Here is a 25406-nt window from a genome sequence, read left to right as displayed (position 1 = left end):
CATTACTGAATCTTGGCGATCTGCGCTTTGCTCAGCTCGACGATCTTCGCCGGCAGCGCCACGAATCTCACTTGATCCAGGAAGGATGCCGCGCTGCCCCCGGTCGGGCTCACCGCCCAGTTCAGCAGATCGCGCACGGCCTTGGCCGTTTCCGGATTGGCTTGCTTTGCGTTGACGATCGCGTATTCGTAGTTGATGATCGGATACGAATTCGCACCCGGCGCGAACACCAGGCTGATGCGCTCGTCGGCCGGCGTCTTGGCCGTCAGCTGGCTGGCCGCCGCATTGACGGTCTTGGGCGTGGGCAGCACGAAATTGCCGGCACGATTTTTCAGCAGTGCCGTGCCGAGGCCGGCCTTTTGAATCTCGTTATGAAAGCTCACGCCGATGTAGGCGATCGAATACGGCGTTTGCTGGCTGGCCTGAACCATGCCGGGGTTGCCGTTCGCGCCCACGCCGCCCTGCACCGCGGGCCAGCTGATGGTCGTGCCGTAGCCCACGCTCTTGTTCCACGTCGGCGTGGAGAACGACAGGTACTGGCTGAAAATGAACGTATCGCCGCTGCCGTCCGTGCGGTGAATCGGCACAATGGCGTGGTCCGGCAGCGCAACGCCCGGGTTCAGCGCCTTGATGCGCGGATCGTTCCAGGTCTTGATCGAACCATCATAGATGCCGGCGAGCACCGGGCCGTCGAGCTTGAGCGGCTTCTTGTTCAGGTTCGGGATGTTGTAATTGATCGTTTGCGCCGAAATCGCCAGCGGAATATTGAGAATGCTGGGATTTTGCTTGATCTGCGCGTCGCTCATATAAGCATCCGAAGCGCCGATCTGCGCCACGCCGGAGATCGCCTCTGCGATGCCCGTGCCGCTGCCCGTGCCTTGCGTGGTGATCTTGACATCCGGGTTGGCCTTGGCAAAGGCCGGCACCCACAGATTGAACAGCGGGTACAGCAGGGTCGAGCCGGTTTCCAGAAGATTGGTTTGCGGCGCTGCATTGGCGGCGATCGGCAGAACGCCGACCACTGCGAAACTTGCGATAGCGAAAATGTGCTTCAGGTGATTACGGCGATGTCGAACTGACATGGGTCTCTCCGCGGTTTAAATGCTTATTAAAAATCGAATCGCTGCGCGTACTCGATGTCCATACAACTACTTGCCATTTACCGATCTCGACACCGTGACGTTCCCCATCTCCCGGCGTCCGGCCGCCAGCGGGTGCGGCGTCCTTATGAGCGCTAGATCGTAGGTTCAAAATATGACATTAGGATGACAGCCAACAATTGCCACGATTGCCCGCCGCCCCGGTGGCGGCCGGCCGTTGCGCCAGCAGGCGGGCGCCCGATGACACGGCCGCCGGCAGGTCATGACCCAGATCAATATCGAGAAAGTGCGTCGACATATGCTTAAAAAAGTTTCGTCTCCATCCTTAACGCATCGGACGTGGCGAAACGATCGAGGCAATCTGGAGAGCAGCAATGAAGACGGACATGCAGCAGAAACAGAACGCGGGAGCGGATCACGACGAGGCATTCGGCCATTCGCCGGCCGTTGAAATCGGCAGAAAAATCGAGGCGGCGCTGCAGCTATACACGCGGCTCGAGTCGCAATACATCCAGGTCAGCATGCGCGACGGCACCGTGACATTGCGCGGCGAGGTCGACTCGAGCGCCGAGAAAGCGGCGGCATTTGACGCCGCATGGTCCTCGCCTGGCGTACAGACTGTGATCGACGAACTGCTGGTAAGGTAGCAAGCCGCCAGCGCGCGCCCGGCATGGCGCCGGGCACGCCAGACATCATGTCTTACGGGTTGGCCGGCACGCCGACAGTCTGCGCCAGGATCGGCACTTCGTCTTCGTTCAAGCCAATGGCCTCGGCCAAATTGCGCCGATTGAGCCAGCCGCGCACTACCGCGCCCAGGCCAGCCGAGGCGCAGTAAAGATAAACGTTCTGCGCAATCGCGCCGGCGGTCGCCGCGGAAAATATGTCGCGTTGTTGCGCGGGCATCTCCAGCAGACGCCCATAATTGACCACATACACCAAATCGAGCGGCGCACGCCCGACAAAATCCTGATAACCGGTCAGATTGCGCGCATCCACGGCACGCTTGAGCTTCAGGCTGTGCGTACCCGGCTCGTAGCGGTAGACACCATCGGGCAGCGCCGCATAGATATCGATCTCTTGCACGCCATGCGGCGACGGCGCCGTACGACCGCCGCCGGCCGCACGATTCACGCCGTCGGCTGCCCACAACAACTCGCCCAGTTGCTGTTGCGTGAGCGCCTGCGCGGTGAAATCCCGCACGCTGCGGCGCGATGCCAGTGCGCTCGTGAGCGCGGGCCCAGTGCCCAGCACTGGCTGAGGCAGCACGATTTCCGTCAACGCGCTCTGGGTCAACAGCGCCGGAGCCGGTACCGCCGGTTCGTAGCGCAACAATTGCGAAGTCGTCATCTCAATCTCCCGAAGACCTGCCTCGATGGCTTGGCACGATGCCATGCCGGATCGCGCGTCCAACCCCTGTGCCGAACGCATCGCGGCATGCCGACAAGCCTGCCACGCGGCCGATCAAGGGTTTTGACCAGGATCAAGCCGGATACAGAGTCTTCCGAGTCGTCCGAGCGGTGCATTGCTTTACGGCAAATCGTCGTATCATCACAGCCCATATATCCGCCAGCGAATCCCTTGCCCATGACTGTCCCAGCCCGCTCTTCAGCTCGCCCTCGCCACTGTGTCGCTGCGCGCGTGGTTCATGCTTGGCACGCACTGGCCATTGCCGGATGCCTGGCGCTGGCCGGCTGCGCGAGCGCGCCGGTCTCCGCCCCCGCGTCGGCAGCGATCGACCGCGTCAGCCTTTTTCCAATGACCGGCTACGATCAAAACGTCGATCGCTGGATTGCGCCGGACAGCCCGGATTACGACCAACCCTTCCTCAGCGCGGCAGACCAGCAGGCGCATTTGCTCGCGCTCTACGCGCGCTATTTCGGCACAGCCACCAACGACCCGTCGCCATGGAATTCCGCTTATGTGGATGCCCGCGTCTACCGCCAGGACGGCAGCGACGTCGTCGCCCTGCAGCGCCGCCGCATCGAGCGTTTCGACAATACCAGGCAAGCGGGACGCCACATCGGCTACGGGCAGAACTTCCGGCCGCACACCAAGGCATGGATCGATGCGATCGCCCACAACATGGATGTCGGGCAATTCGGGGATGCGCCAAGCTTCCAGCCGGGGCGCAGGGCCATCGCCACCGGCAATTTGCTGGTGCGTGAACTGCCGACCATGGACCCATCGTTCTACAGCAGGCACCTGGCCGGCGAGGGCTATCCCTTCGACAACCTGCAGATATCGGCGATTCGCCCCGGCACCCCCCTCTATGTGCTCGGCAGCAGCCTCGACGGCGGCTGGGATTATGTGCAGACGCCCGACGTGCAGGGCTGGGTGCGCAGCCGTGGAGTGGCTGCGGTGGACGACGCTTTCGCCGGCGCCTGGCGCACGGCGGCCCGGCAAGCGCTGGGCGCTGTGATCGCGGCTTCCGCGCCGGTACGCGACACACAGGGCATGTTCCGTTTCGACGCGCCCGCCGGCACGCTGCTGCCGTTGCTGTCCGGCCCCGCGCCCGGCCAGCGCACCGTCATGGTGCCGGTACGTGACATAGACGGCCGCGCGGTTATCCATACCGCGCTGCTGGGTGATGCGCAAATCGTCCCGATGCCGTGGCGCGCCACGCCCCGACACCTCGCGACGCTGCTCAAGGCGCTGATCGGCCGGCCTTACGGGTGGGGCAATACCGGCCTGTACAACGATTGCTCGTCGGAACTGCAAAGCATTTTCGCGGCGTTCGGCGTGTGGCTGCCGCGCCATTCGTCATCGCAGATGAGCGCCGGCGACATGACCGATCTGTCAGGCGACTCGCCGGCCCAGCGTCTGGCATTTTTGATGCGAAATGGCAAACCGATGCGCACCCTGATCTATATCGGCGGCCACGTCATGCTGTATTTGGGCAATGTCCGGCACGGACAGCACCTCGTGCCGCTCGTCTATCAGGACATCTGGGGACTCAGCCCGGCCGACAATAGCCGGCGAGCCGTCATTGGCGGCTCGGTGATCACGCCGCTGCTGCTTCATATTCCGGAAGATCCGGCGCTACGCTCGCTCGCGGCCACCCCAACCTTCCGGATCAGCATTATCGGTACGGCCGGCGTCGGCGCGCCGGTGCCGGCGGACGACGACAACCCGGCCAGCTGAGCGGGTCCTTCGGCGGCGTGCAATGTGGCGCCGCCGCGTCGAATCACCGTCAGGCGCCCGTCAGACTGCGTTGGCCAACCACGGGAATCGCGCCATGTGCTGTTGCTCGAAGCCACGAATGGCTTCGGTCTGACGCAAGGTCAACGCGATATCGTCAAACCCGTTGAGCAGGCACTCCTTGCGAAACGGATCGACATCGAACCCTATCTCGATGGCTCCGTCGAGCGTCCTGACAGTCTGCTGCTGCAGGTCGACTTCAAGGCGCAGTGCGCCGGCCGCATGCGCGGCCACGAACAGACGCTCGATGTCGGCCTCGCTCAATACGATCGGCAACAGGCCATTCTTGAAGCAATTGTGGAAAAAGATGTCGGCGAAGCTCGACGCGAGCAGCACCCGAAATCCATATTGCTCGAGCGCCCAGGGCGCATGCTCGCGCGAGGAGCCACAACCGAAGTTGGCGCGCGCCAGCAGAATCGATGCGCCCTTCAGATCGGGCCGATTCAATACGAACGATTGATTCACCGGCCGCTTCGAGCAATCCTGCCCCGGTTCGCCGTGATCGAGATAGCGCCATTCATCGAACAGATTGACGCCGAACCCGGTACGCCGGATCGACTTGAGGAACTGCTTCGGAATAATGACGTCGGTGTCGACGTTGGCACGATCGAGCGGTACGACGATGCCGGTGTGTTGGGTCAAAGGTTTCATCGAAAATCCGTCGGATCGGGGTTAACTTGCGGCGTTCGCCGGGCGCATTGCACGCACATCGACGAAATGCCCGGCGATGGCAGCGGCCGCGGCCATCGCCGGGCTCACCAGGTGCGTGCGGCCGCCCGCTCCCTGGCGCCCTTCGAAATTGCGGTTGGAGGTCGAGGCGCAACGCTCGCCGGCCGCCAGCCGGTCATCGTTCATCCCCAGGCACATCGAGCAACCCGGTTCGCGCCACTCGAAGCCGGCCGCGCGAAATACCTCGTCGAGCCCCTCGCGCTCGGCCTGGGCCTTGACCAGCCCCGAGCCGGGCACCACCAGCGCCTGCTTCACATTGGCGGCCACACGCTGGCCGCGCACGACTGCCGCGGCGATGCGCAAATCCTCGATGCGTGAATTGGTGCACGAGCCGATAAACACCTTGTCGATCGCAATATCGGTAATCGGCGTGCCGGGCGCCAGATCCATATAGGCCAGCGCCTTTCGCATGCCATCGCGGCGCATCGGGTCGGACTCCTGCGCGGGATCGGGCACCCGCGCGTCGACCGGCGCCACCATTTCCGGCGAGGTGCCCCAGGTCACCTGCGGTTTGATTTGAGTCGCATCGAGCGTCACCACCGCGTCGAAATGGGCGCCCTCGTCGGAGTGCAGCGTGCGCCAGTATTCCACCGCCTGGTCCCACTGCGCGCCGGTCGGCGCCAACGGACGGTCTTTCACATACGCCAGCGTGGTCTCGTCGACGGCGATCATGCCGGCGCGCGCGCCCGCCTCGATCGCCATATTGCAGATCGTCATGCGTCCTTCCATCGACAGCGCTCGAATCGTCGAGCCGGCGAATTCGATCGCATAGCCTGTGCCTCCGGCCGTGCCGATCTTGCCGATAATCGCCAGCACGACGTCCTTGGCGCTAACGCCAATCGGCAATTGGCCATCGACTTGCACCAGCATCGACTTCATCTTGCGCGTGAGCAGCGTCTGCGTCACCAGGACATGCTCGACTTCAGAGGTGCCGATGCCATGCGCCAGGCAGCCGAACGCGCCATGCGTGGACGTGTGCGAATCGCCGCACACGACGGTCATGCCCGGCAGCGTCACGCCCTGCTCCGGCCCGATCACGTGTTCGATGCCCTGCCGCTTGTCGAGCATGTCGAAATAGGTGAAACCATACGTCTTGGCGTTGCTGCCGAGGGTCTCTACCTGCAGGCGGGAAATCGGGTCTTCGATATGCCCGCTGCTGCGCTCGGTCGTCGGCACGTTATGGTCGGCCACCGCCAGGTTCGCGCCCACGCGCCACGGCTTGCGCCCAGCCAGCGTCAGGCCTTCGAATGCCTGCGGGCTCGAGACTTCGTTGATCAGGTGCCTGTCAATATAGAGCAGCGTTGTGCCGTCTTTCTCGGTGGCGACCGCGTGGGTCTCCCAGAGCTTGTCGTAGAGGGTCTTGGCCATGGTTCACAGGAATCGAAAATGTCAGCCAATGGTACTGACCCGCGCGCGGCCCGGCGGTGATGATTGCTCAAGGCAGACGTTCCGGAACGAGATGGCAACGGCTCAGCGCTTATTGGTCAGGAAATTGACCAGCGCCGCGGCCGCCGCTGTCAGCCGCTCGCGCTGGCGAAACACCACGATCTGTTCGCGCGATGCCCAAGGCTCCGCGATCGGCACCAGTTGCAGATCCAGCGTGTCGACATACAGCTCGCCGATGTGCTGCGGCAGCACGGCGATGCCCAGGCGTACATGCACCATGCGGCACAGCGCGTCGAAGCTGTTGACGCGGATCTTCTCCTTCATGTCCAGTCCCAGGCTCCTGGCCTGCTGCGCCAGCAGCCGCGCGAGCGACGTGTCGCTGCCCAGGCCGACGAAATTCTCGCGCGCCATGTCGGCCAGCGTGACGGCTGTCGCGTCGCACAGCCGATGCCCGCGCGGCACCAGGACGAACAGCCGATCGGTGCGGTACGGCAAAAACTCCAGGTCCTTGATGCCGGGTACCGCGTTGCAAATCCCGAAGTCCGCGCTGCTCTCGCTGACGCTGCGCAACACGCTCGAGGTCGATTTTTCGTCCACCTGAATTTCGACGTCGGGAAAAGTGCGGGTGTAGGCGGCGATATCTTCGGGCAAGAACTGCACGATGGCCGACAAATTGGCGACCACCTTGACGCTGCCCTTGGCGCCGGTGGCAAATTGCGAGAGCTCGGCATCGAGGCTCTCGAAGCTGGCGATAACCGCCTGGGCATGGCGCATCACCATCTCGCCCACCGGCGTCACGGAAATGCCGCGCGACTCCCGATGGATCACCGGCCGCCCGATCACCGTTTCGATTTCCGCGATGCGCCGGCTCACTGCCGAGGGCGTAATGCACTCGCGCTCGGCCGCGCGGGCAATATTTCTTTCCTGACACACGGCGACGAACAGCCTGAGCGACGTCAGATCGAGCTTGCGAAGCAAATGGTTCATGGCGCGGCGCCTCATCCAGGGCGTTGGCGAAATGGCACGATCATACTACCGGTGCGCGCGGCCGCCGCTCGCATGCCGCTTTGCCATGACGATCGGGCATGGCAGCAATGCCGTACCGACAACGCCCGGACATACCACCGCTTTTATACTGGGGCAGTCCCGCGAGCCGCCCGAGCTTGACGTCCGGCGCGCGCCGCCGCATCCTCGGCCTGAGAACCGGCGCGGCAGCCCCCTCCTTCGCGAACCATGAACGAATCTCACTGGCAACGTAACCTGGCCGTTTGCTTCTTCGGCGCTTTCATCAACATCATTGCGATGACGTTGGTGCTGCCGTTCCTGCCGGTCTATATCGAACAGTTGGGCGTGCACGGCCACGCCGCCATTGTGCAATGGTCCGGCATCGTCTATGGCGCGACGTTCCTCGCCGGGGCGCTGGTCGCACCACTATGGGGCCGGCTGGCGGACCGATTCGGCTGCAAGCCGAACCTGATTCGCGCCAGCATCGGCATGATGCTCACCATGGCACTCATCGGGCTGGCGCAGAATGTCTGGCAACTGGCCGGGATACGGCTGCTGGTCGGCCTGGCCGGCGGCTACACTTCAGGTTCCTACGTGCTGGTGGCGGCGCAAACGCCCAAGCACCGCTCGGCGTGGGCGCTAGGCGTGCTGTCGACCGGCATCATGGCGGGTAACCTGATGGGGCCGCTGCTGGGCGGCATCATGCCGTCGCTGTTCGGCATCCGCATGACGTTCTTCGTGGCCAGCGGCTTCATTTCGCTCAATTGTCTGGCCACCTGTATTTTGATCAGGGAAGATCGCCCGCCGCGTTCGCAAGCCGAGCGCGGCACCCGGGCCGCCGTCAGGGGGGCGCCGGCGCCGCTGGGCAATCGCAAAATGGTGTTGTCGATGCTGGCCACCGCGACCCTGCTGATGGTCGCCAATATGTCGATCGAGCCGATCATCACGGTCTACGTGCAACAACTGGTCAGCGACATCAAGACGGTCACCTTTGTCTCGGGCCTGGCCATGTCGGCTGCCGCGCTCGGCAGCATCGTCTCGGCGTCGCGCCTGGGCAAGCTCGCCGACCGGATCGGCGGCATGAAGGTCGTGACCGGCTGCCTCGCCGTCTCAGGCTTGCTGCTGATTCCGCAGGCATTCGTCACCGCCGCCTGGCAGTTGATCGGGTTGCGCTTTCTGATGGGGCTGTCGCTCGGCGGCCTGCTGCCCTGCGTGACGGCGCTGATCAGGCACAACGTGCCCGACGAGTCGGTCGGACGCGTGCTCGGCTATTCGACCTCATCGCAATACGTTGGTCAGGTCGCAGGGCCCCTGTTCGGCGGCTTCGTCGGCGGGCATATCGGCATGCGCTACGTGTTTCTGGCGACCTGCGTGCTGCTGCTCGCCTGCGCGGCAGGCAATGCGCTGCTGACGCCGGCCCGCCGTCAGCGCATGCCGGCCGACCAGGCGCGCTGACCGCCCACCAATGAAAAACGCCCCCGAGCGGATCTCGCTCGGGGGCGCGCCCAATCGCCGTGTGGTCAGCGGGCGATCGGCAGACGACGGGGATACCGCGTTATTTACCGCTGGCCGTATCCAGCCGGGCGCGCGAATCGCCCTGCACCAGACGGATCACCAAGCTGACCACCACCGCCACGACGATGTTGATCGCCAGCGACCAAACCGCGGCATAACCGGGAATCGCCATGCCGCCCACGTGAATCGTATAGATCGACGATTTCAGATGCAGCGAGGCGGCCATCCAGGTGCCAGCGACGATACCTACCAGCCAGCCCAGCAGCAGACCGCGCGAGTCGAGCACCCGCGTGTAGAGGCCAAGCACGATCGCCGGCAGCGTCTGAATGATCCAGATGCCGCCGAGCAACTGCAACTGCAGCGCGTAGGTTAGCGGCAGGAACACGATGAACGCCAGCGCGCCGAGCTTGACGATCAGCGACACCAGCTTCGCCACCTGGGTCTCCTGGTGAGGGCTCATATCCCGTTTGACGTAGACGCGATGAATATTGCGCGTGTACAGGTTGGCGGCGGCAATCGACATGATCGCGGCCGGCACCAGAGCACCGATGCCGATGGCGGCAAACGCGACACCCACGAACCATGACGGGAAGAAATGCAGGAACAGCGCCGGCACCGCGAAACTCGGCCCATAAGCCTTGAAGTACGGCACGAACTCCGGCATGTTCTGCAAGCCCGCGGCCAGCGCCATGAAGCCCAGCAGCGCGAGCAGACCGAGCATGAACGTGTAGGCCGGCAGCAGCGCCATGTTGCGGCGAATCGTGTTGCCCGAGGAGGAGCTGAAAATCGCCGTGACCGAGTGTGGATAAAGGAACAGGGCGAGGGCCGAGCCGATCGCCAGCGTGGCGTACGCGCTATAGCCATTCAGGCTGGCAGCGTCCGGCGCGTGCAACAGCAGTTTGGCCGGCGGCACCGCACTGAAAATATGCGCAAAGCCGCCGAGCTGCGCCGGCACCACGATCACCGCCGCGCCGATCGTCACGTAGATCAGCAGGTCCTTGACCACCGCGATCATCGCCGGCGCGCGCAGGCCCGACGAGTACGTGTAGGCCGCCAGAATCGCAAACGCGATGATCAGCGGCAGATCGCCCAGCGCACCATGGGTGTTAAAGCCCAGTGCGCCAATCACGGTTTCGATCCCGACCAGTTGCAAGGCGATATACGGCATCGTCGCGACGATGCCGGTGACCGCCACGGCCAGCGCCAGCGGCTTGCTCTGGAAACGACCCTGCACGACGTCGGCGGCCGTGACGTAACCGTGGCGCTTGGCGATATGCCATAGCTTCGGGAACACCACGAAGGCAAACGGGTAGATCAGAATCGTGTAAGGCAGCGCGAAAAAGCCGATTGCGCCGGCGCCGAACACCAGCGCGGGCACGGCGATGAAGGTGTAGGCCGTGTAGATGTCGCCGCCCAGCAGAAACCACGTCACGATCGTGCCGAAGCGCCGCCCGCCCAGACCCCACTCGTCGATCGAGCGCAGGTCGCCGCGGCGCCAGTGGGCCGCATAGAAGCCCATGACCGTCACGGCCAGGAAAAACAGCACGAAAACCAGGGTAGCAGTTACGTTCATTCTGTCGCCTCCCGCTCATCGGCGGCCGCATGCAGGCCCCGGGTCTTGACATACACAAGCGCCGTGATGGCCGCGCTCAGCAGCACCCACAACAATTGGTACCAGTAGAAGAAGGGAAAGCCCGCGAGCGTGGGCTCGACGGCGTTGTACGAAGGCACCCAGAACAATGCGATCCAGGGCAATAGCAGCAGCCATCGCCAGCGTGCGCCGGCTTGGGCTGGAATCGTCGATTTCATGCTCAAGTCTCCTTATATGGCTCAAAATGGCAAACCGGCCCGGCGTGTAAAACCGGCCGGCCATCGGTCATTACGTCCGCCTCGTATTTGGACGCGCGAGCATTATTGAGAGTCTGTCCGCCGTCTACAAGCGTAGTACTACGCAGATCGCCCGTTTGAGTGATAATTTCGCCTGTCCGCAGGGTTTCGCTCTGCGGAATACCCTGAGCCGCGTCGCACGGCATCTACGTAGTACCACGCAGATTGATTCCGTGATCGATTGTCCTGGCGCGAACTCAGAGGCGCTCGGGCACGGCAGCCATGCCGCGGCACTTTATCAATTGCGGGTCGCAGGTTAGGCCGCGTCGCTCGACGCGGCGGCTTGCCGCCCTTCTCGGATGGCTGATTTAACGCGATGTTGAGCGTCCCTATTCCCGGCCTGCGACGCAAGCTGCTCCTGCTCGCGCTGATGCCGTTCATGATCGCGACGGCCATCATCACCATCGCCGTGGTGTTGCAGGCACACGTGCTGTCGAACTCCCAGCGAAGCATCATCGCGGCGGCCTACCGGGCCAGCAAGCAGGCCGAGCTGCGCCATTACATGGACCTGGCGCAAAGCGCCATTGCACCGCTCTATGATTCCGGCCGCAACGACGCCGCCACGCGCGAGCGCGCACTTCAGATATTGTCCAAGCTAGAGTTCGGCACGGACGGTTATTTTTTTGTCTATGACCTGAACGGCAAATCGCTGATGCATCCGCGCCAGCCGGAACTGGTCGGCCAGAACCTCTGGTCGCTGCGCGCGCCCGACGGCACTTCGCCGATCCAGCGGTTGATCCACCGGGCCGAGCAAGGCGGCGGTTTTGTCGAATACCCGTGGAGGCGGCCCTCGACTCACCAGATCGAGCCCAAGCTCGGCTATGTGCTCAAGCTCGATCGCTGGGGGTGGATGATCGGCACCGGCATCTACCTGGACGACGTCACGGCCACGCTGGCTCAAATCGACCAGCACGCGTCGATGAATATCAAACGCACGCTGTTGTGGATCGGCCTGACCGGCACGCTCGGCATGCTGGCCATCGGCATCTGTGGCCTGGCGCTGAATATCACCGACTGGCGCAGCTCCGATGCGAAACTCAAGCTGCTCGCCCATCAGGTGGTCGAATCGCAGGAAGCCGAGCGTGGGCGGCTCTCGCGCGAGTTGCACGACGGCGTCAGCCAGATGCTGGTGTCGACCAAGCTGCTGCTCGAGTCAGTGCCGGCCCATGCCGGGCAGGCGCGAGACGACCCGGGCATGGTCGATGCCACGATCGGCAAGGCGCTCGCGCAGATCAACCGGACCCTGGGCGAAATCCGCCGCATCTCGCACGCGCTGCGCCCGTCGATGCTCGACGATTTCGGGCTGGCCGCCGCGCTGGTGCAGCTCGGCAGGGAATTCGGCGAGACCGGCTACATGCCCCGCGAAAACGTCGTCGTCGACGTCTCGGCCGCGCAGGGCAAATCATTACCCGATTCGTTCAATACGATACTATTTCGCATTGCCCAGGAAGCGCTCTCCAATATTGCGCGTCATGCCGCGGCCAGCCGGGTCAGAATCGCGCTGGCTGTGCTGCCGCGCCAGGTCATGCTCAGCGTGATGGACAACGGCCGGGGTTTCGACTGTGAAGCGGTACACGCCGACGCGCAGCGCGGCATCGGCCTGCGCAATATGCGCGAACGTGTCGAATCGCTGGGTGGCTGCCTGCAGATCGACTCCAGCCCTGGCCATACCGAGTTGATCGCGCTGATTCCCTACCATCCCGCGGCGCTGGAGACGGCCGCCGCTTTGACGTGAAACGCGAACCTGACATGACGCGCCTGCCCGCCCTGATCGATCTGCTGCTGGTCGACGACCATCCGCTGGTGCGCGACGGCCTGCGCCTGCGGCTCGATGCCATTGCCGGGCTTCGGGTGGTCGGCGAAGCCGGCAATCTGACCGACGCCTTGCGGCTGATCGAGCAGACCCAGCCGCATCTGGTGCTCACCGATATCAGCATGAAAGGCGGCAGCGGCATTGCGCTGACCCGGGCGATCCACCAAAGGTACCCGAGTACGCGGGTACTGGTGCTGTCGATGCACGACAATCGCGAGTACGCGGCGCAAGCCCAGGCGGCCGGCGCACACGGCTACGTGCTGAAGGATTCGCCGGCCACGCAAATCGTCGAGGCGATCTACACCATCATGGGCGGCGGCACGTTCTTTGCCGTCGACATGCGCGAGCCGGCGCCAGCAGCCGCGACGCACGGGCTGAGCGACAAGTTCGCCGCGCGCGAGATCGAAAAACTCACGCGGCGCGAGCACGAAATTCTGCGCCACCTGGCCAATGGACTCTCCAACAAGCAGATCGCTTCGCTGCATGGCCTGTCCGTGCGCACCGTCGAAACCCATCGCATGTCGATCAAGCGCAAGCTGGGTATCGACGGCCAGGCCGAGCTGATCAAGTTCGCCGTCGAGTTCTTCAGCCAGTCCTGAGCGGCGCCGGCCTTGCCGGCCGAATCATCACACCCCGGCAAGGCTGCCATGCCGAGCCGTCACGCCACGCGCCCCCGAGCGCCGATATAGTGGGGTCACAAGGAGATGCCCCGCCATGGAAGATACCGTTCGCTTCGACGCCCGCGTGCTGTACCTGTCACAGGACCCGGCCTGCATTCGCCGCCAGCTGGCTGGCGAATCGATCAGCCTGGCCGATGCCGGGCCGTTGCGGGATGATGTCTCGACCGACGAAATCACCCCGGTGACTGTGATGCTGGTCTACGACGAGCGGCTGGGCCGTTACCCCTATGTCGGCTTCAAGGCAGGCGACGAAATGCCGTTTGGCGAAAACGCCGTCAAGCAAGGTGGTTTCGCCGTGACGGTGGCCGGCAAGCGCTATGGCAAGGGCTCATCGCGCGAATCGTCGCCGCTGGCCGAATTGTCGGCCGGCATCCGGCTGATCGTGGCGCAAAGTTTCGAGCGCATTTATCAACAGAACTGCGACAACATCGGCATTCTCACCACCACCGATTTCTCGGTGCTCGATCGCATCGCCGCTGGCGAGGCAATTCCGATGTCGGTATTCCTGGCCGGCCGCGACGAACTGACCCAGCGCATCATCCGCGCCGGCGGCCTGCTCGACTACAGCCGCTCGCAATCCTGGCCAGCGCCGCGCTCGCGCGCGGATAATGCGCGCGCCGAACCGGGCGCACCGCGCACGCTGGTCCAGAAAATCATCGAACGGCATCTGCATCCGGCCAGCGAGCGCGCCCACAGCGGCGATGGCGTGTTCATCGCGGCCGACTACCGCTTCAGCCACGATTATTTCACCGGCATGAGCGCGCACCTCATGCACCGCGCGTTCGGCAAGCCCGCGCCGTTGGTCGATCCCGAGCATATCGTTGCATTCCAGGACCATCTGGTGCTAGCCGCGCAAAGCGTGCCGCACGTGCGCAACGGACTGCTGCCGGGCGTGGCCAACCTCGCCCAGGGTCATCAGGCGTTCGCTCGCGACTACCCGGTAAGGGTGCACGGCGCGTTGCCCGGCGAAACCGGCTCCGAAGGCATCTGTCATGCGCTGATGGCCGAGCGCTATGCGTTGCCGGGTCAGGTGATCGTCGGCACCGACTCCCATACGCCGCACTCGGGTGCGCTGGGCTGCCTGGCCTTCGGGGCCGGCGCCACCGAAATCGCCAACAGCTGGGTGACCGGCTATGTGCGCTGCAAGGTGCCGCAGACGCTGCGCATCGAGGTCAGCGGCCAACTGCGCCCCGGCGTGACGGCCAAGGATCTGGTGCTTCATCTGCTGCAGATGGAAACCATCCGCGCCGGCGGCGCGATCGGGGTGGTTTTCGAATACGGCGGCGCGGCAGTGCAGGCGCTGTCGATCGACGAGCGCGCCACGCTGACCAATATGGTGGCCGAGTTGGGCGGCATGACCGGCATCGTGGCCCCGGACGAGAAAACCATCGCCTTTCTGAAGGAGCGGCGCGGCATCGATTTCAGGCTCGAGTCGTGGATGCAGAGCGACCCCGGGGCGCCCTACTGCGACGTCATCCGCATCGAAGGCGAGCGCATCGAACCGATGCTGGCCCGGCCGGGCGACCCCGGCAACGGCGTGCCCGCCTCGGCCTTGAGCGACGCGATCGCGGTCGATATCGCCTACGGCGGCTCCTGCACGGCCGGCAAGCGCAGCGACTTCGACAGCTACCATGAGGTGCTGCGCTGGGGGCTCGATCATGGCCTGCGCGTGGCCCCTGGCACCCGCCTTTATCTGCAGTTCGGCACGCTCGACGTGCGCCGGTATTGCGAGCAGCGCGGCTACCTCGCCACCTTCGAGGCCGCCCATGTCACGCTCGTGCCTCCTGGCTGCGGCTCGTGCGCGAACTGCGGCCCGGGGCAGTCCACCGACCCCGGGCAGGTGACGGTCAGCGCCATCAACCGCAATTTCCCGGGCCGCTCCGGCCCAGGCCAGGTATGGCTGGCAAGCCCCTACACCGTGGCAGCCAGCGCACTGGCCGGCAAGATCGTAGCGTTCGAACAACTGCAGCGCGACACAGCTATCGCAAGCGCCTGAGCGAGTTGGCCCAAGCCCGGCTAAACTGACGCAAACGCCCGGGAGGCCATCGTGTTCGACGCATTCGAAAAAGTATCCGCCGTGATCGACGGCATCAATATCCATGCCATCCGCGGCGGCGGCGGGCCGGCGCTGCTGCTGTTGCACGGCCACCCGCAAACCCACGCGATCTGGCACAAGGTCGCACCCGTACTGGCGCAACATTTCACCGTGGTGGCGGCCGATCTGCGCGGCTATGGCGACAGCGGCAAGCCGGCCGGCCTGCCCGATCACAGCAATTACGCCAAGCGGCGCATGGCGCTGGATCAGGTCGAGTTGATGCGCACGCTGGGATTCGACACTTTTTCGGTGCTGGCTCACGACCGGGGCGCGCGCGTTGCCGCGCGCATGGCGCTCGATCACCCCGCGGCCGTCGAGAAGCTGGTGACCCTCGACATCGCGCCGACCCTGGCGATGTATGAGCAAACCTCGTTCGATTTCGCGCGCGCCTACTGGCACTGGTTTTTCCTGATCCGCCCGGCGCCATTTCCGGAAACGCTGATCCGCGCCGACCCCGACCAGTACCTGAGGCAGACCATGGGCACCCGCAGCGCGGGCCTCAAGCCCTTCACGCAAGCCGCCTATGCCGAATACCTGCGCTGCCTGAGCGACCCGGCTGCCGCCCATGGGCTGTGCGAGGATTACCGCGCCAGCGCGACGATCGATCTGGAACACGATCGCGCCGATCGCGCCGCCGGGCGCCAGATCCGCTGTCCCTTCATGGCATTGTGGGGCGCCGAAGGCGTCATCGAGCAGTGTTTCGACCCGCTCGCCGAGTGGCGCCGCCTGGCGCCCCATGTGGTCGGCGAGGCCTTGCCGTGCGGGCATTACGTCCCCGAAGAAGCCCCCGAGCAATTGCTGGCTAAAGTGTTGCCGTTTCTAACGGCCAAATAGCGCTTGACTGCCGTCGGCAAGGGCATTTTTACCTCTGTTGTGCGATGCGCAATAGATTGCTTGCACCCCCGCGAGGAACGCAGGAAAATAGCGCCGCCGCGAGCATCGGCTCGCGCCGCCCAGTCCATCCGATACGCTTTGTTTCCAGGCCCCAAAAACATGTTTGCTTCCTTTGCGACGCGCTTCACGAAATCCATCGTGGCGGTCGCCGCCCTCTCCTGCGGGCTCGGTTTTGCCGCCTCGGCGCGCGCGCAGAATGTCATCGTTCTCGATTCCGGCCAGGCTACCCTGACCCTGATTAACCAGGCCACGCACAAGGTCGTCGCCGTCATGCCGACCGGCAAGGAGCCGCATCACCTGATGCTCACGCCGGACAAGAAGTCGCTGATCGTGGCGAACTCGGTGTCGAACGACCTGATGTTCCTCGACCCGCAAACCGGCAAGGTGCAGCGCTGGGTGCAGGACATCGAGGATCCTTACCAGCTGGGGTTTTCTCCCGATCACAAATGGTTCGTCACCAATGGTTTGCGGCTCAACCGCATCGATATCTACCACTACGACGAGAAAACCCAGGGCATGACGCTGGCCAAGCGGATTCCGCTGGGCAAGACGCCCAGCCACATGACGTTTTCGATGGACAACCGCACGGTGTTCGTGACGCTGCAGGACTCCGACCAGCTCGCCGCGATCGACCTGCCGACCCAGAAAGTGCTGTGGACCATGCCCGTCGGCAAAACGCCGGCCGGCCTGTGGATGGTGCCGGGCGACCAGTACCTGCTGGTCGGCATGACGGGCGAGGACGACGTCGCGGTGGTCGACTGGCACAAGCGGCAAGTCGTCAAGCGCATCCATACGGGGCGCGGAGCGCATAATTTCCGCTCGCTGGACGACGGCCAGCACGTGGCGGTCTCCAATCGGGTCGACAGCACGATCAGCATCATCGACTACCATACGATGACCAACGTGGGCGATATTACCGGCCTGATGCCCGGGCCAGACGATATGGAGCTGACGGCGGATCACCGTTACCTGTGGGTTACTTTCCGTTTCGCGCGGCATGTGGGTATCATCGACATGCGCACGCGCAAACTGATTGCGACGATCCCGGTCGGGCGCTCGCCGCACGGCATCTTTTTTGCCGACCGCGCGCCCGTGGCAGCCCCCAATCCCGACTGATCCCGGCTTGCCGCCGCCCGGCAATGGGCGGCGCGCCGGTTGCCTTGGCCCAGCCGTACTGAAGACCCTATGATTCACGCCATCATCACGCAACTCGACAATCTCGTCGGCGCCCTGCAAACGCAACTGTTCGTCGGCGTCATCGAGCCACTGTTCTTTCGTTTCGGCTTGATGGGATATGCCGACGACCTCTACGATTCACTGTACTGGGTCATCGTCGGCGTGCTGGAGATCGCCGCGACCTACGCCTTGCTGCGACCGCTCGAGGCGATGCGTCCGCTGGAAGTCTGGCACGACCGCAAGGCGCTGCGCACCGACGTGCTCTACACCTGGATCGCCAAGCTCGGCCTCATCAACCTGGCCGTGTTTCTCGTGCTGCAACCGCTGTTCAGCCACTGGCAGAGCCTGATGGTCATCTATCATGTGCCCAACATCGACCTCAGCAACCGCCTGGGCGTGACCGACAAGCCACTGCTCTCCTTTGCCGTCTATCTCGTGGTGCTCGACTTTGCCGGCTACTGGTATCACCGCTGGCAGCACCGTTTCGGGGTCTGGTGGGAATTGCACGCGGTGCATCACAGTCAGCAGCAAGTCTCGCTGTGGGCCGACGATCGCAATCACTTTCTCGACAGCGTCCTGCTGGCCGCCTATTTCGCGGTGATCTCGCTGTTCATCGGCGTCGAGCCGAGCCAATACGTCGTGCTGATCGCCGTGGGCAACCTGCTGCAAAGCATCCAGCACGTCAACGCCCGTCTGCCGTACCACTGGCTGCTCGAGCGCATCATCGTCAGCCCGGCGTTTCATCGCCGGCATCATGCGATCGGCTACGGTCACGAAGGAACGCGTTACGGCTGCAACTTCGGCGTGCTGTTCCCGTGGTGGGACATGCTGCTGGGCACCGCCTCATGGGACAAGACCGTCGAGGCGACCGGCATTCGAGATCAGTTGCCGGTGCCGCAGGGTACTGCCCGCGAATACGGCCAGGGTCTGCTGGCACAGCAATGGTATGCGTTTGCACGCATCGGCGAGCGCCTGGCCGGCCGGCGCCGCTATACCAGCGACGTTTCCTAGCCGACTTGCCGGCCCAGCCGCACCACCGTTACACCGGGGCGCAGCTGGCGCAGCGAGGGCATCACCAGAACGCAGTTCGGGTACGGAGTGAGCACCGGCTCGCCGTCGTTCCAGCCGATCACCGTGCCCGCTTCCGGGAACATCTCCAGGCCGGTGTAGTCGCCGGCAAAACGAAAATCATTGCTTTTGGCGACCACCGGTTCGGTCACGCGAATCACATGACTTTGCGCCGGCAATTCGCCCCACCACGCGGCGGGCAAGCTCTGCCTGTCGATCACCCCGGCCAGCAGCAAAAAACGCGCCGTCGTGTGCCGGGCCGTTGTCACGCTATTGGCCTCCCAGTGCTGGCCGCACTCGACCAGCAGCGCGTTTTTCGGACTCGCGGCGTCGCCGAAGCCGCCGTAGTCACGCATGCGACGCCCTTCCGGGTGCCCCTCATCCGCCACTACGTGAGGCGGAATCCGCAGCTCGCGTGCCAGCGCGATCCCCTTGTCGAGCGGGCCCGAGACGATCAACGGCAAGCTCTTCTCGTGCATCGAATGCAAATCGAGCAGCAGGTCGACGGTATCGACCACCGGGCGCAGCGCCCTGGCCCGCCGCAACTCCGATGAGTCCTTGCCGGCATCGTCGAGTACCTGGGGCGTCCAGACGCGATTGAAATCCTGATCGACAAAGCGCGACGCATCGGGTCTGGCCGGATCGAACCGGCCGTACGCGTCGACATTGGCGAACGACAGGGTGAGCTTGCCGCGCTGCGGCCGCAGCCCCATGTCCAGCAATTCCTTGACGACGATCGCGCCACACACCTCGTTGCCATGGGTGAGCGCGTTGACCATCACGTGCGGTCCGGGCTGGCCGCTGTCGAAGGTGTGCACATAGGCAACGCTGCCGGTACCGGCAGCGTAGGGGCGAATATCGGGAAATTCGATCTCGATCGGGTAAGCGTTGAATTCGGCGGCGTTCATGGCGGCGTCAATGAGTGGGATCAACTGGCTTCGGGTTGCATTCTGCGCGCGCGGTACGGTTTTGTCGACCGGCCGGCGCGCCGGGCCGTGTCACGCCGGCACCGGGGCGCTGCGTCCCGGTGCCCGGCGTCCGCGGCAGCGAGCGATGCTCAGGCGCCAGCGACTCGCGCCGCAATCGCCTGGCCCATTTCGGTCGTGGACGCCTGCCCGCCGAGGTCTGCGGTGTGGGGGCCGGCGACCAATACGTCCTTGATGGCCGCAACGATCGCATCGTGCGCCGTGCGCCCGGCGCCGGTACTGCGGGTGAGGAAATCGAGCATCATCGCGCCCGACCAGATCATGGCGACCGGATTGGCAATGTTCTTGCCGTAAATATCGGGGGCCGAACCGTGCACCGGCTCGAACAGCGACGGAAACGCCCGCTCGGGATTCAGGTTGGCCGAGGGAGCCAGGCCAATCGTGCCGGTACAGGCCGGCCCAAGGTCGGACAAAATGTCGCCGAACAAGTTGGACGCCACCACCACGTCGAAGCGCTGCGGCTGCAGCACGAAGCGGGCGCACAAAATGTCGATATGCTGCTTGTTCCAGGCCACGTCCGGATAGCGACTGGCCATCTCGGCCGCGCGCGCATCCCACCACGGCATCGAGATCGAAATACCGTTGCTTTTGGTCGCGACGGTCAGATTCTTGCGCGGGCGACTTCGCGCCAGCTCGAAGGCAAACTTCATGACCCGCTCGGTGCCGCGCCGCGAAAACACCGACTGCTGCATCACGATTTCGTTCTCGGTGCCCTCGAACATGACGCCGCCGATCGACGAATATTCGCCCTCGGTGTTCTCGCGCACAATCATCATGTCGATCTCGCCCGCATCGGCCGCCAGCGGCGACTTTACGCCGGCAAAGGTTTGCGCGGGCCGCAGATTGATGTACTGGTCGAATTCGCGGCGAAACTTCAGCAGCGATCCCCACAGCGAAATGTGATCCGGTACGATATCGGGCCAGCCGACTGCGCCGAAATAAATCGCATCCATCGGCTGCAGCAGCGCCTTCCAGTCATCGGGCATCATTTTTCCGGTGGCGGCGTAATAGTCGCAGCTGGCCCAATCGAAATGAGTCAGCTCGAGAGCGATGCCAAAGCGCTCGGCCGCGGCGCGCAGCACGCGCAGCCCCTCGGGCATCACTTCCTTGCCGATGCCATCGCCCGGAAGCACGGCAATTCTGAATGGTTTTGTCATGTGTGGGTCCACCTGTGGGCCTGGGTTGGAAATCGATCGCTTCAGTCGCGCGCCCCTCGCGGCTGCGCCGCGACAATGCTTCGTCCTAGGGTACGCCGCATGCTCATTATATTGATTCAATTTCAAAATATAATTCGCCTTTCGGTTAACTCATTTTTCACGAATCGTGAACAAAATGCCCACCCCCGACGACCTGCGCGTTTTCATCGCGGTCGTGCGTAAGGCCAGCTTCTCCGGCGCGGCCGACGAACTGGGCACCTCGCCTGCCTATATCAGCAAGCGCATTCGCGTGCTGGAAAGCGATTTGATGCTCAAGTTATTCCAGCGCACCACGCGCAGCGTAGTCATCACCGATCAAGGCGAGCGCGTCTATCACTGGGCGCAGCGCATTCTGGACGATATCGATCAATTGCTGCAGGAGGTCTCGATGCCGCGCGCCGCACCGCGCGGGACGCTGCGCGTGAGCAGCAGCTTCGGCTTCGGCAGAAACGTCGTCGCGCCGATGATCTCTACGCTGGTCGGCCGCTATCCTGGCCTGAGCGTGCGTTTCGAAGTGTTCGATCGCCTGGTCGATGTGGCCAGCGAAGGGATCGATCTCGACATCCGGGTCGGCGACGAAATCGCGCCGCATTTGATCGCCAGGCCGTTGGCGGCGAACCACCGCATCCTGTGCGCAGCCCCGGCTTACCTCGCGCGGCGTGGCGCGCCCCGCTCGCTCGCCGACCTGTCGCAGCACGATTGCCTGGTGATCAAGGAGCGCGACCACCCTTTCGGCGTGTGGAAACTGCGCACGGCCAGCGAGGAAAAAGCCGTCAAGGTAACCGGGCCGTTGTCGACCAATCACGGCGAAATTGCCGTGCAATGGGCGATCGCCGGGCATGGCGTGGTGCTGCGCTCCATTTGGGACGTGGGGCCGCACCTGCAGCGCGGTGAATTGGTGCCGGTGCTGCCCGATTATCGGCAGGAAGCCAATATCTGGGCCGTCTATCCGTCGCGGCTAAGCACCTCGGCCAAGGTCAGGGTGTGCGTCGAGTTTCTGCAAGAATGCTTCGTAAAAGGCGAAAATGAGTCTATAGCGTCTTGGTTAGGATAACTTTGTAATAGCGAGCGGCCTCATGCGCCGGGTCGGTCTGGCCTAGGCATTCACTCGGATCACGCAATCCGATGCTGCGCATTGTGTTGCGTTGCGCCATCAAATGTTTCAAAAAGTATCCGCGCTGCGCCGCTCGGCACTTGGGTGATAGCCTAAGGCTACTCTCGCAACACGACGCCCGCTTACCGCTGCTCATGGCAGCGCGGTGCGTTTTCCCTTGCATGCGAAGCAGCTCGAAAACCTACTACGAAAAACTGGATCATTTGCGTCTTTTCGCCGCAACGCTGGTGCTGCTGTATCACACCTGGGCGGCGGCCGGCGGGCCGCAAGCGACCTCGAACTGGCTCGAACAATTCGTACTGCTTGGCAACACCGGCGTGACGCTGTTTCTGGTATTGAGCGGGTTCCTGTTCACGCTGCTGACCGACGGCGGCAACAAGGCGATCATCTACCCGCGCTTTCTGGCCAATCGGGCGCTGCGCATTTTTCCGCTGCTGACGGTGCTGTTTATCGGAGCGATGGCGGTGCATCAGCGGGACGCCACCGTCACCGGCGCGCTGTCGTTCCTGCTGTTCTCGAATCTCGGCAAGTCACCGCTGTTCCAGTTCAGCAATGCGCTGTGGACGGTGGCGGTCGAATGCCAGTTTTATATCATGTTCCCGTTTCTGATCCGCTTTGCACACCGCCAAGGCGCAGGGTATCTGATCGGCCTGGCGGTGTTCTGGATCGGTTGGCGCACGGTGATCGCGACCTTGTTCGGCGCTTCATTCGCACCGGGTGATGCCAACTACGTCTACTTCACCATGCTGGGAAGATTCGATCAATTCCTGATCGGCATGATCGCCGGCCTGGTCCATTTGAAGTCGCCCCGCCTGCTGCGCTCACCCTATGCCCTCGGCCTGGGCGCAGTTGTCGCGCTGTGCTGTTTTCACCTGATCTCCGTCACCGGCTCGCTGTGGAAAAACGATCCGCGCTGCATGCCGGTGAGCGCGCTCGAGGCGCTGCTGTGGGCTGGCCTGCTGCTGGCCTACTTCCAAAGCCGCTCGCAATTGCCGGCGGCGGCAGGCCGCGCACTGGCCGCGCTGGGCCAGTGCAGCTACTCGCTCTACCTGCTGCATATCTATGTCGTCCTGATCATCAACAAGTATGGCGGATGGGTCCATCTGGTGAGCGATCCCGGCGCCAACGCGATCCTGAACGGCCTGTTGCTGGTGTGGCCGCCAGCGCTGTTGCTGTCGTACTTCAGCTACCGGTTGATCGAAGCGCCGTTTCTGAGCCTGCGCACACCCTATACGAGACCAAGCGCCAGCGCCGGCGTTGCGCCGCCGGTAGCCTCCTCGCCGGCGCCCGGCGCCGCGGCACGGCGCCAACACTGAGGACGGCCATTACAATACCGGGTTGACATTGCAACACCTCGGAGACCCCCTATTCAACTCGAACGCCTTCTTCAGTCGCAGGGATTCGGCAGTCGCAAGACATGCCGCGCATTGATCGAAAGCGGTGCGGTGAGCGTCGACGGCGTCGTGTGCGACGCCCCCAGGCAGGAGTTCGCACCGCACGGGCTGGCGTTTGCCGTCGACGGTCAAACCTGGCGCTATCGGGAAAAGGTCTACCTGCTGCTGCACAAGCCCTCCGGCTACGAGTGCTCGGCCAGCCCTCAGCACCACCAGAGCGTGCTTGCGCTGCTGCCCGCGCCGCTGGTGGCGCGCGGCGTGCAGCCAGCCGGCCGGCTCGACCAGGACACCACCGGACTGCTGCTACTGAGCGATGACGGGCCGTTTTTGCACGCGCTGATGTCGCCGCGCCGCCATGTGCCCAAACGTTATCTCGCGACGACGAAGCATCCGATCACCGAGGCGATGCTTGCCGCCTTGCGCGACGGCGTGTTGCTGCACGATGAAACGCAGCCGGTGCGCGCCATCGACGCGCAAAGCAAGGGCGCACACCGGCTCTGGCTGACGATCGACCAGGGTAAATATCATCAGGTCAAGCGAATGGTGGCCGCGGTCGGCAACCGTGTCGAGCAATTGCACCGAGAGCAGCTCGGCGGCCTGGCGCTGGGCACGCTGGCGCCCGGCACATGGCGCTATCTCGAGGCGGATGATCTGGCCGCAATTCCCTACCCGGCGCCGCAAAGCTAATCCTGCTTGCCTTCGAGCGTGTATTTCGCGCCCTTGTCCTGCCCCAGCACCTTTACCAGCCAGGGTAAAGCTTCCTGCAGCGCCGCGCGCAACGTCCAGGGCGGATTGACGATGAACATGCCGCTGCCATGCAGCCCGAGACCGCCGGGCAATGGCGAATGCACGGTGAGACTGGCGTGCAGCCAGCTTTTGAGCGGCAGGCGCTTGAGCCGCTCGGGCAACTGTGTCGACTCGCGTCGCTGGACCTGCGGGTACCAGATCGCGTAACAGCCTGTCGGAAAGCGCGTGAGTGCCTCCTGCACGGTTTGCACGACGCGGGTGTAGTCCTGCTTGTCTTCGTAGGCGGGGTCGATCAGGACCAAGCCGCGCTTGGGCGGCGGCGGCAGCAAGGCCTTGAGGCTGGCGAAGCCGTCGGCCTCGTAGAACATCGTGCGGCGCGCGACCGACTTGCCTTGCGGCCGGAAGTTGTCCTGCAACGCGCGATTTTCGTTGCCGTGCATCTCGAACAGCCGCAGGCGATCGGTGTCGCGCAGCAGTTGCAGCGCCAGAAACGGCGAACCCGGGTAATAGCGCAGCTTGCCGTCGGCGTTGAATTCGCGCACCAGCCGAACGTACTCGGCCACCAGCGGCGGCAAATCCTGGCGGCCCCACAGGCGCGTGATGCCGCTTTGATATTCGGCATTCTTTTTGGCCCATTCGCTCTCGAGCGCGTATCCGCCGGCGCCCGCATGGGTGTCGATATACCAGAATGGCGTGTCCTTCTGGCCCAGGTATTCGAGCAGTTGAACGACGATGCAGTGCTTGAGGACGTCGGCGTGATTGCCGGCGTGAAAGGCGTGGCGGTAGCTGAACATGGGTTTTCCGGTTGAACAGGCGCGATTGTAGCCGACCGGCGGGCCCGCGCCGCCGATTACCCCGCCAACGCCCGCACCTGCTCGTGGCGAAAACAGGTCGTGACGTGGTCGTTGACCAGGCCCGCCGATTGCATGAACGCATAGCAGATGGTCGAGCCGACGAACTTGAAACCAAGCTTCTTGAGCGCCTTGCTCATCGCATCCGATTGCGCGGTGCTGGCCGGCACCGCGTGCCTGCCGCTCCAGGCATTCTGGCGCGTACGGCCGCCAACGAAATCCCACAGAAACGCGTCGAAGCGCTGGCCGCGCTCGCGCATCTCCAGATACGCGCGCGCATTTTGCACGACCGCCCCGACCTTGGCGCGATTGCGCACGATGCCCGGATCGGCCAGCAATTGCGCCATCTTGCGTTCGTCGTAGCGGGCGATCTTCTCGGGATCGAAACCATCGAACGCGCGCCGGTAATTGTCACGCTTTTTCAATATCGTGGCCCAGGACAAACCGGCCTGCGCGCCCTCGAGCATCAGTAACTCGAACAGTGCCAGGGGGTCGCGCAACGGCACACCCCATTCGAGATCGTGATATTGCCGATAGGCGTCGAACCCCTCACACCATGCACAGCGTTCCAT

23 protein-coding genes are annotated in these 25406 nt (G+C 63.8%); 12 read left to right on the top strand and 11 right to left on the bottom strand.

The window, feature by feature from the left end:
- Positions 1-2 precede the first annotated feature (2 nt).
- Complete coding sequence (pstS, locus tag EPN80_RS19330; protein WP_293031223.1) at positions 3-1082, bottom strand: phosphate ABC transporter substrate-binding protein PstS; 1080 nt, start codon at positions 1080-1082, stop codon at positions 3-5.
- Between the two features lie 392 nt (positions 1083-1474).
- Here pstS and EPN80_RS19325 point away from each other — a divergent pair, with 392 nt between their 5' ends.
- Positions 1475-1747, top strand: a complete 273-nt coding sequence (locus tag EPN80_RS19325) for a BON domain-containing protein (RefSeq protein ID WP_293031220.1) — start codon at positions 1475-1477, stop codon at positions 1745-1747.
- Between the two features lie 52 nt (positions 1748-1799).
- On the opposite strand, the gene EPN80_RS19320 is transcribed toward EPN80_RS19325, so the two are convergent.
- Positions 1800-2447 (bottom strand): nitroreductase family protein, encoded by a 648-nt coding sequence (locus EPN80_RS19320; protein ID WP_293031217.1) that lies wholly within the window; start codon positions 2445-2447, stop codon positions 1800-1802.
- A gap of 237 nt (positions 2448-2684) precedes the next feature.
- On the opposite strand from EPN80_RS19320, the gene EPN80_RS19315 reads away from it, so the two are divergent.
- On the top strand, positions 2685-4241 hold the full coding sequence (locus EPN80_RS19315; protein WP_293031214.1) for an SH3 domain-containing C40 family peptidase: 1557 nt from the start codon (positions 2685-2687) through the stop codon (positions 4239-4241).
- 60 nt (positions 4242-4301) lie between these two features.
- Here the strand turns inward: EPN80_RS19315 and leuD are convergent, their stop codons facing one another.
- From leuD to EPN80_RS19300, 3 genes are all read right to left on the bottom strand, one after another.
- Positions 4302-4949 (bottom strand): 3-isopropylmalate dehydratase small subunit, encoded by a 648-nt coding sequence (gene leuD, locus EPN80_RS19310; protein ID WP_293031211.1) that lies wholly within the window; start codon positions 4947-4949, stop codon positions 4302-4304.
- Positions 4950-4970: 21 nt separating this feature from the next.
- Positions 4971-6395 carry a 3-isopropylmalate dehydratase large subunit gene (gene leuC / locus EPN80_RS19305; RefSeq protein WP_293031208.1) on the bottom strand — a complete coding sequence of 475 codons (1425 nt, stop codon included), beginning with the start codon at positions 6393-6395 and terminating at the stop codon, positions 4971-4973.
- Positions 6396-6497: 102 nt separating this feature from the next.
- On the bottom strand, positions 6498-7400 hold the full coding sequence (locus tag EPN80_RS19300) for a LysR family transcriptional regulator (protein ID WP_293031206.1): 903 nt from the start codon (positions 7398-7400) through the stop codon (positions 6498-6500).
- A 246-nt stretch (positions 7401-7646) separates the two neighbouring features.
- Between EPN80_RS19300 and EPN80_RS19295 the strand changes: the two genes are divergently transcribed.
- The gene (locus tag EPN80_RS19295; protein ID WP_293031204.1) at positions 7647-8873 is read left to right on the top strand and encodes an MFS transporter; all 1227 of its coding nucleotides are present in this window, start codon (positions 7647-7649) and stop codon (positions 8871-8873) included.
- A gap of 100 nt (positions 8874-8973) precedes the next feature.
- Here EPN80_RS19295 and mctP read toward each other — a convergent pair whose 3' ends face one another.
- Positions 8974-10506 carry a monocarboxylate uptake permease MctP gene (mctP, locus tag EPN80_RS19290; RefSeq protein WP_293031201.1) on the bottom strand — a complete coding sequence of 511 codons (1533 nt, stop codon included), beginning with the start codon at positions 10504-10506 and terminating at the stop codon, positions 8974-8976.
- On the bottom strand, positions 10503-10742 hold the full coding sequence (locus tag EPN80_RS19285; RefSeq protein WP_047214143.1) for a DUF3311 domain-containing protein: 240 nt from the start codon (positions 10740-10742) through the stop codon (positions 10503-10505). The genes mctP and EPN80_RS19285 overlap by 4 nt, the downstream gene beginning before the upstream one ends.
- 394 nt (positions 10743-11136) lie before the next feature.
- On the opposite strand from EPN80_RS19285, the gene EPN80_RS19280 reads away from it, so the two are divergent.
- The 6 genes from EPN80_RS19280 to EPN80_RS19255 all read left to right on the top strand — a co-directional run bounded on the left by EPN80_RS19280 (position 11137) and on the right by EPN80_RS19255 (position 18489).
- Positions 11137-12555: a cache domain-containing protein gene (locus EPN80_RS19280; RefSeq protein ID WP_293031196.1), complete on the top strand. Its 1419-nt coding sequence runs from the start codon at positions 11137-11139 to the stop codon at positions 12553-12555.
- A 14-nt stretch (positions 12556-12569) separates the two neighbouring features.
- Entirely contained in the window at positions 12570-13232 is a 663-nt protein-coding gene (locus EPN80_RS19275) for a response regulator transcription factor (protein ID WP_293031617.1), read from the top strand.
- 115 nt (positions 13233-13347) lie between these two features.
- The gene (locus EPN80_RS19270) at positions 13348-15309 is read left to right on the top strand and encodes an aconitase family protein (protein ID WP_293031193.1); all 1962 of its coding nucleotides are present in this window, start codon (positions 13348-13350) and stop codon (positions 15307-15309) included.
- Between the two features lie 51 nt (positions 15310-15360).
- Positions 15361-16242: an alpha/beta hydrolase gene (locus tag EPN80_RS19265; protein WP_293031190.1), complete on the top strand. Its 882-nt coding sequence runs from the start codon at positions 15361-15363 to the stop codon at positions 16240-16242.
- A gap of 159 nt (positions 16243-16401) precedes the next feature.
- A complete protein-coding gene (locus EPN80_RS19260) occupies positions 16402-17418 on the top strand; it encodes a beta-propeller fold lactonase family protein (protein ID WP_293031187.1) in 1017 nt (338 codons plus the stop codon).
- A gap of 69 nt (positions 17419-17487) precedes the next feature.
- Positions 17488-18489 carry a sterol desaturase family protein gene (locus EPN80_RS19255; protein WP_293031184.1) on the top strand — a complete coding sequence of 334 codons (1002 nt, stop codon included), beginning with the start codon at positions 17488-17490 and terminating at the stop codon, positions 18487-18489.
- On the opposite strand, the gene EPN80_RS19250 is transcribed toward EPN80_RS19255, so the two are convergent.
- Together EPN80_RS19250 and EPN80_RS19245 are read right to left on the bottom strand one after the other, a co-directional pair.
- Positions 18486-19454, bottom strand: a complete 969-nt coding sequence (locus EPN80_RS19250; protein ID WP_293031181.1) for a M14 family metallopeptidase — start codon at positions 19452-19454, stop codon at positions 18486-18488. The genes EPN80_RS19255 and EPN80_RS19250 overlap by 4 nt on opposite strands.
- Before the next feature lie 149 nt (positions 19455-19603).
- The gene (locus EPN80_RS19245) at positions 19604-20689 is read right to left on the bottom strand and encodes a tartrate dehydrogenase (RefSeq protein ID WP_293031179.1); all 1086 of its coding nucleotides are present in this window, start codon (positions 20687-20689) and stop codon (positions 19604-19606) included.
- A gap of 175 nt (positions 20690-20864) precedes the next feature.
- Between EPN80_RS19245 and EPN80_RS19240 the strand changes: the two genes are divergently transcribed.
- The 3 genes from EPN80_RS19240 (at position 20865) to EPN80_RS19230 (ending at position 23923) form a co-directional block, all read left to right on the top strand.
- Positions 20865-21782: a LysR substrate-binding domain-containing protein gene (locus EPN80_RS19240; protein WP_293031176.1), complete on the top strand. Its 918-nt coding sequence runs from the start codon at positions 20865-20867 to the stop codon at positions 21780-21782.
- Positions 21783-22003: 221 nt separating this feature from the next.
- Positions 22004-23158, top strand: a complete 1155-nt coding sequence (locus EPN80_RS19235; protein WP_293031173.1) for an acyltransferase — start codon at positions 22004-22006, stop codon at positions 23156-23158.
- 51 nt (positions 23159-23209) lie between these two features.
- Positions 23210-23923, top strand: coding sequence for a 16S rRNA pseudouridine(516) synthase (locus EPN80_RS19230; protein WP_293031614.1), 714 nt, complete (start codon positions 23210-23212; stop codon positions 23921-23923).
- On the opposite strand, the gene EPN80_RS19225 is transcribed toward EPN80_RS19230, so the two are convergent.
- Together EPN80_RS19225 and EPN80_RS19220 are read right to left on the bottom strand one after the other, a co-directional pair.
- On the bottom strand, positions 23920-24777 hold the full coding sequence (locus EPN80_RS19225) for a 23S rRNA (adenine(2030)-N(6))-methyltransferase RlmJ (protein WP_293031170.1): 858 nt from the start codon (positions 24775-24777) through the stop codon (positions 23920-23922). The two genes, EPN80_RS19230 and EPN80_RS19225, sit on opposite strands and share 4 nt — an antisense overlap.
- 56 nt (positions 24778-24833) lie before the next feature.
- Positions 24834-25406 carry a DNA-3-methyladenine glycosylase I gene (locus EPN80_RS19220; protein ID WP_293031167.1) on the bottom strand — a complete coding sequence of 191 codons (573 nt, stop codon included), beginning with the start codon at positions 25404-25406 and terminating at the stop codon, positions 24834-24836.

Source organism: Pandoraea sp. (assembly GCF_004297875.1).
Taxonomy (GTDB): Bacteria; Pseudomonadota; Gammaproteobacteria; order Burkholderiales; family Burkholderiaceae; genus Pandoraea.
Note: the sequence above shows the minus strand (reverse complement) of the source record. Positions and strands in the feature narration are given on the sequence as shown.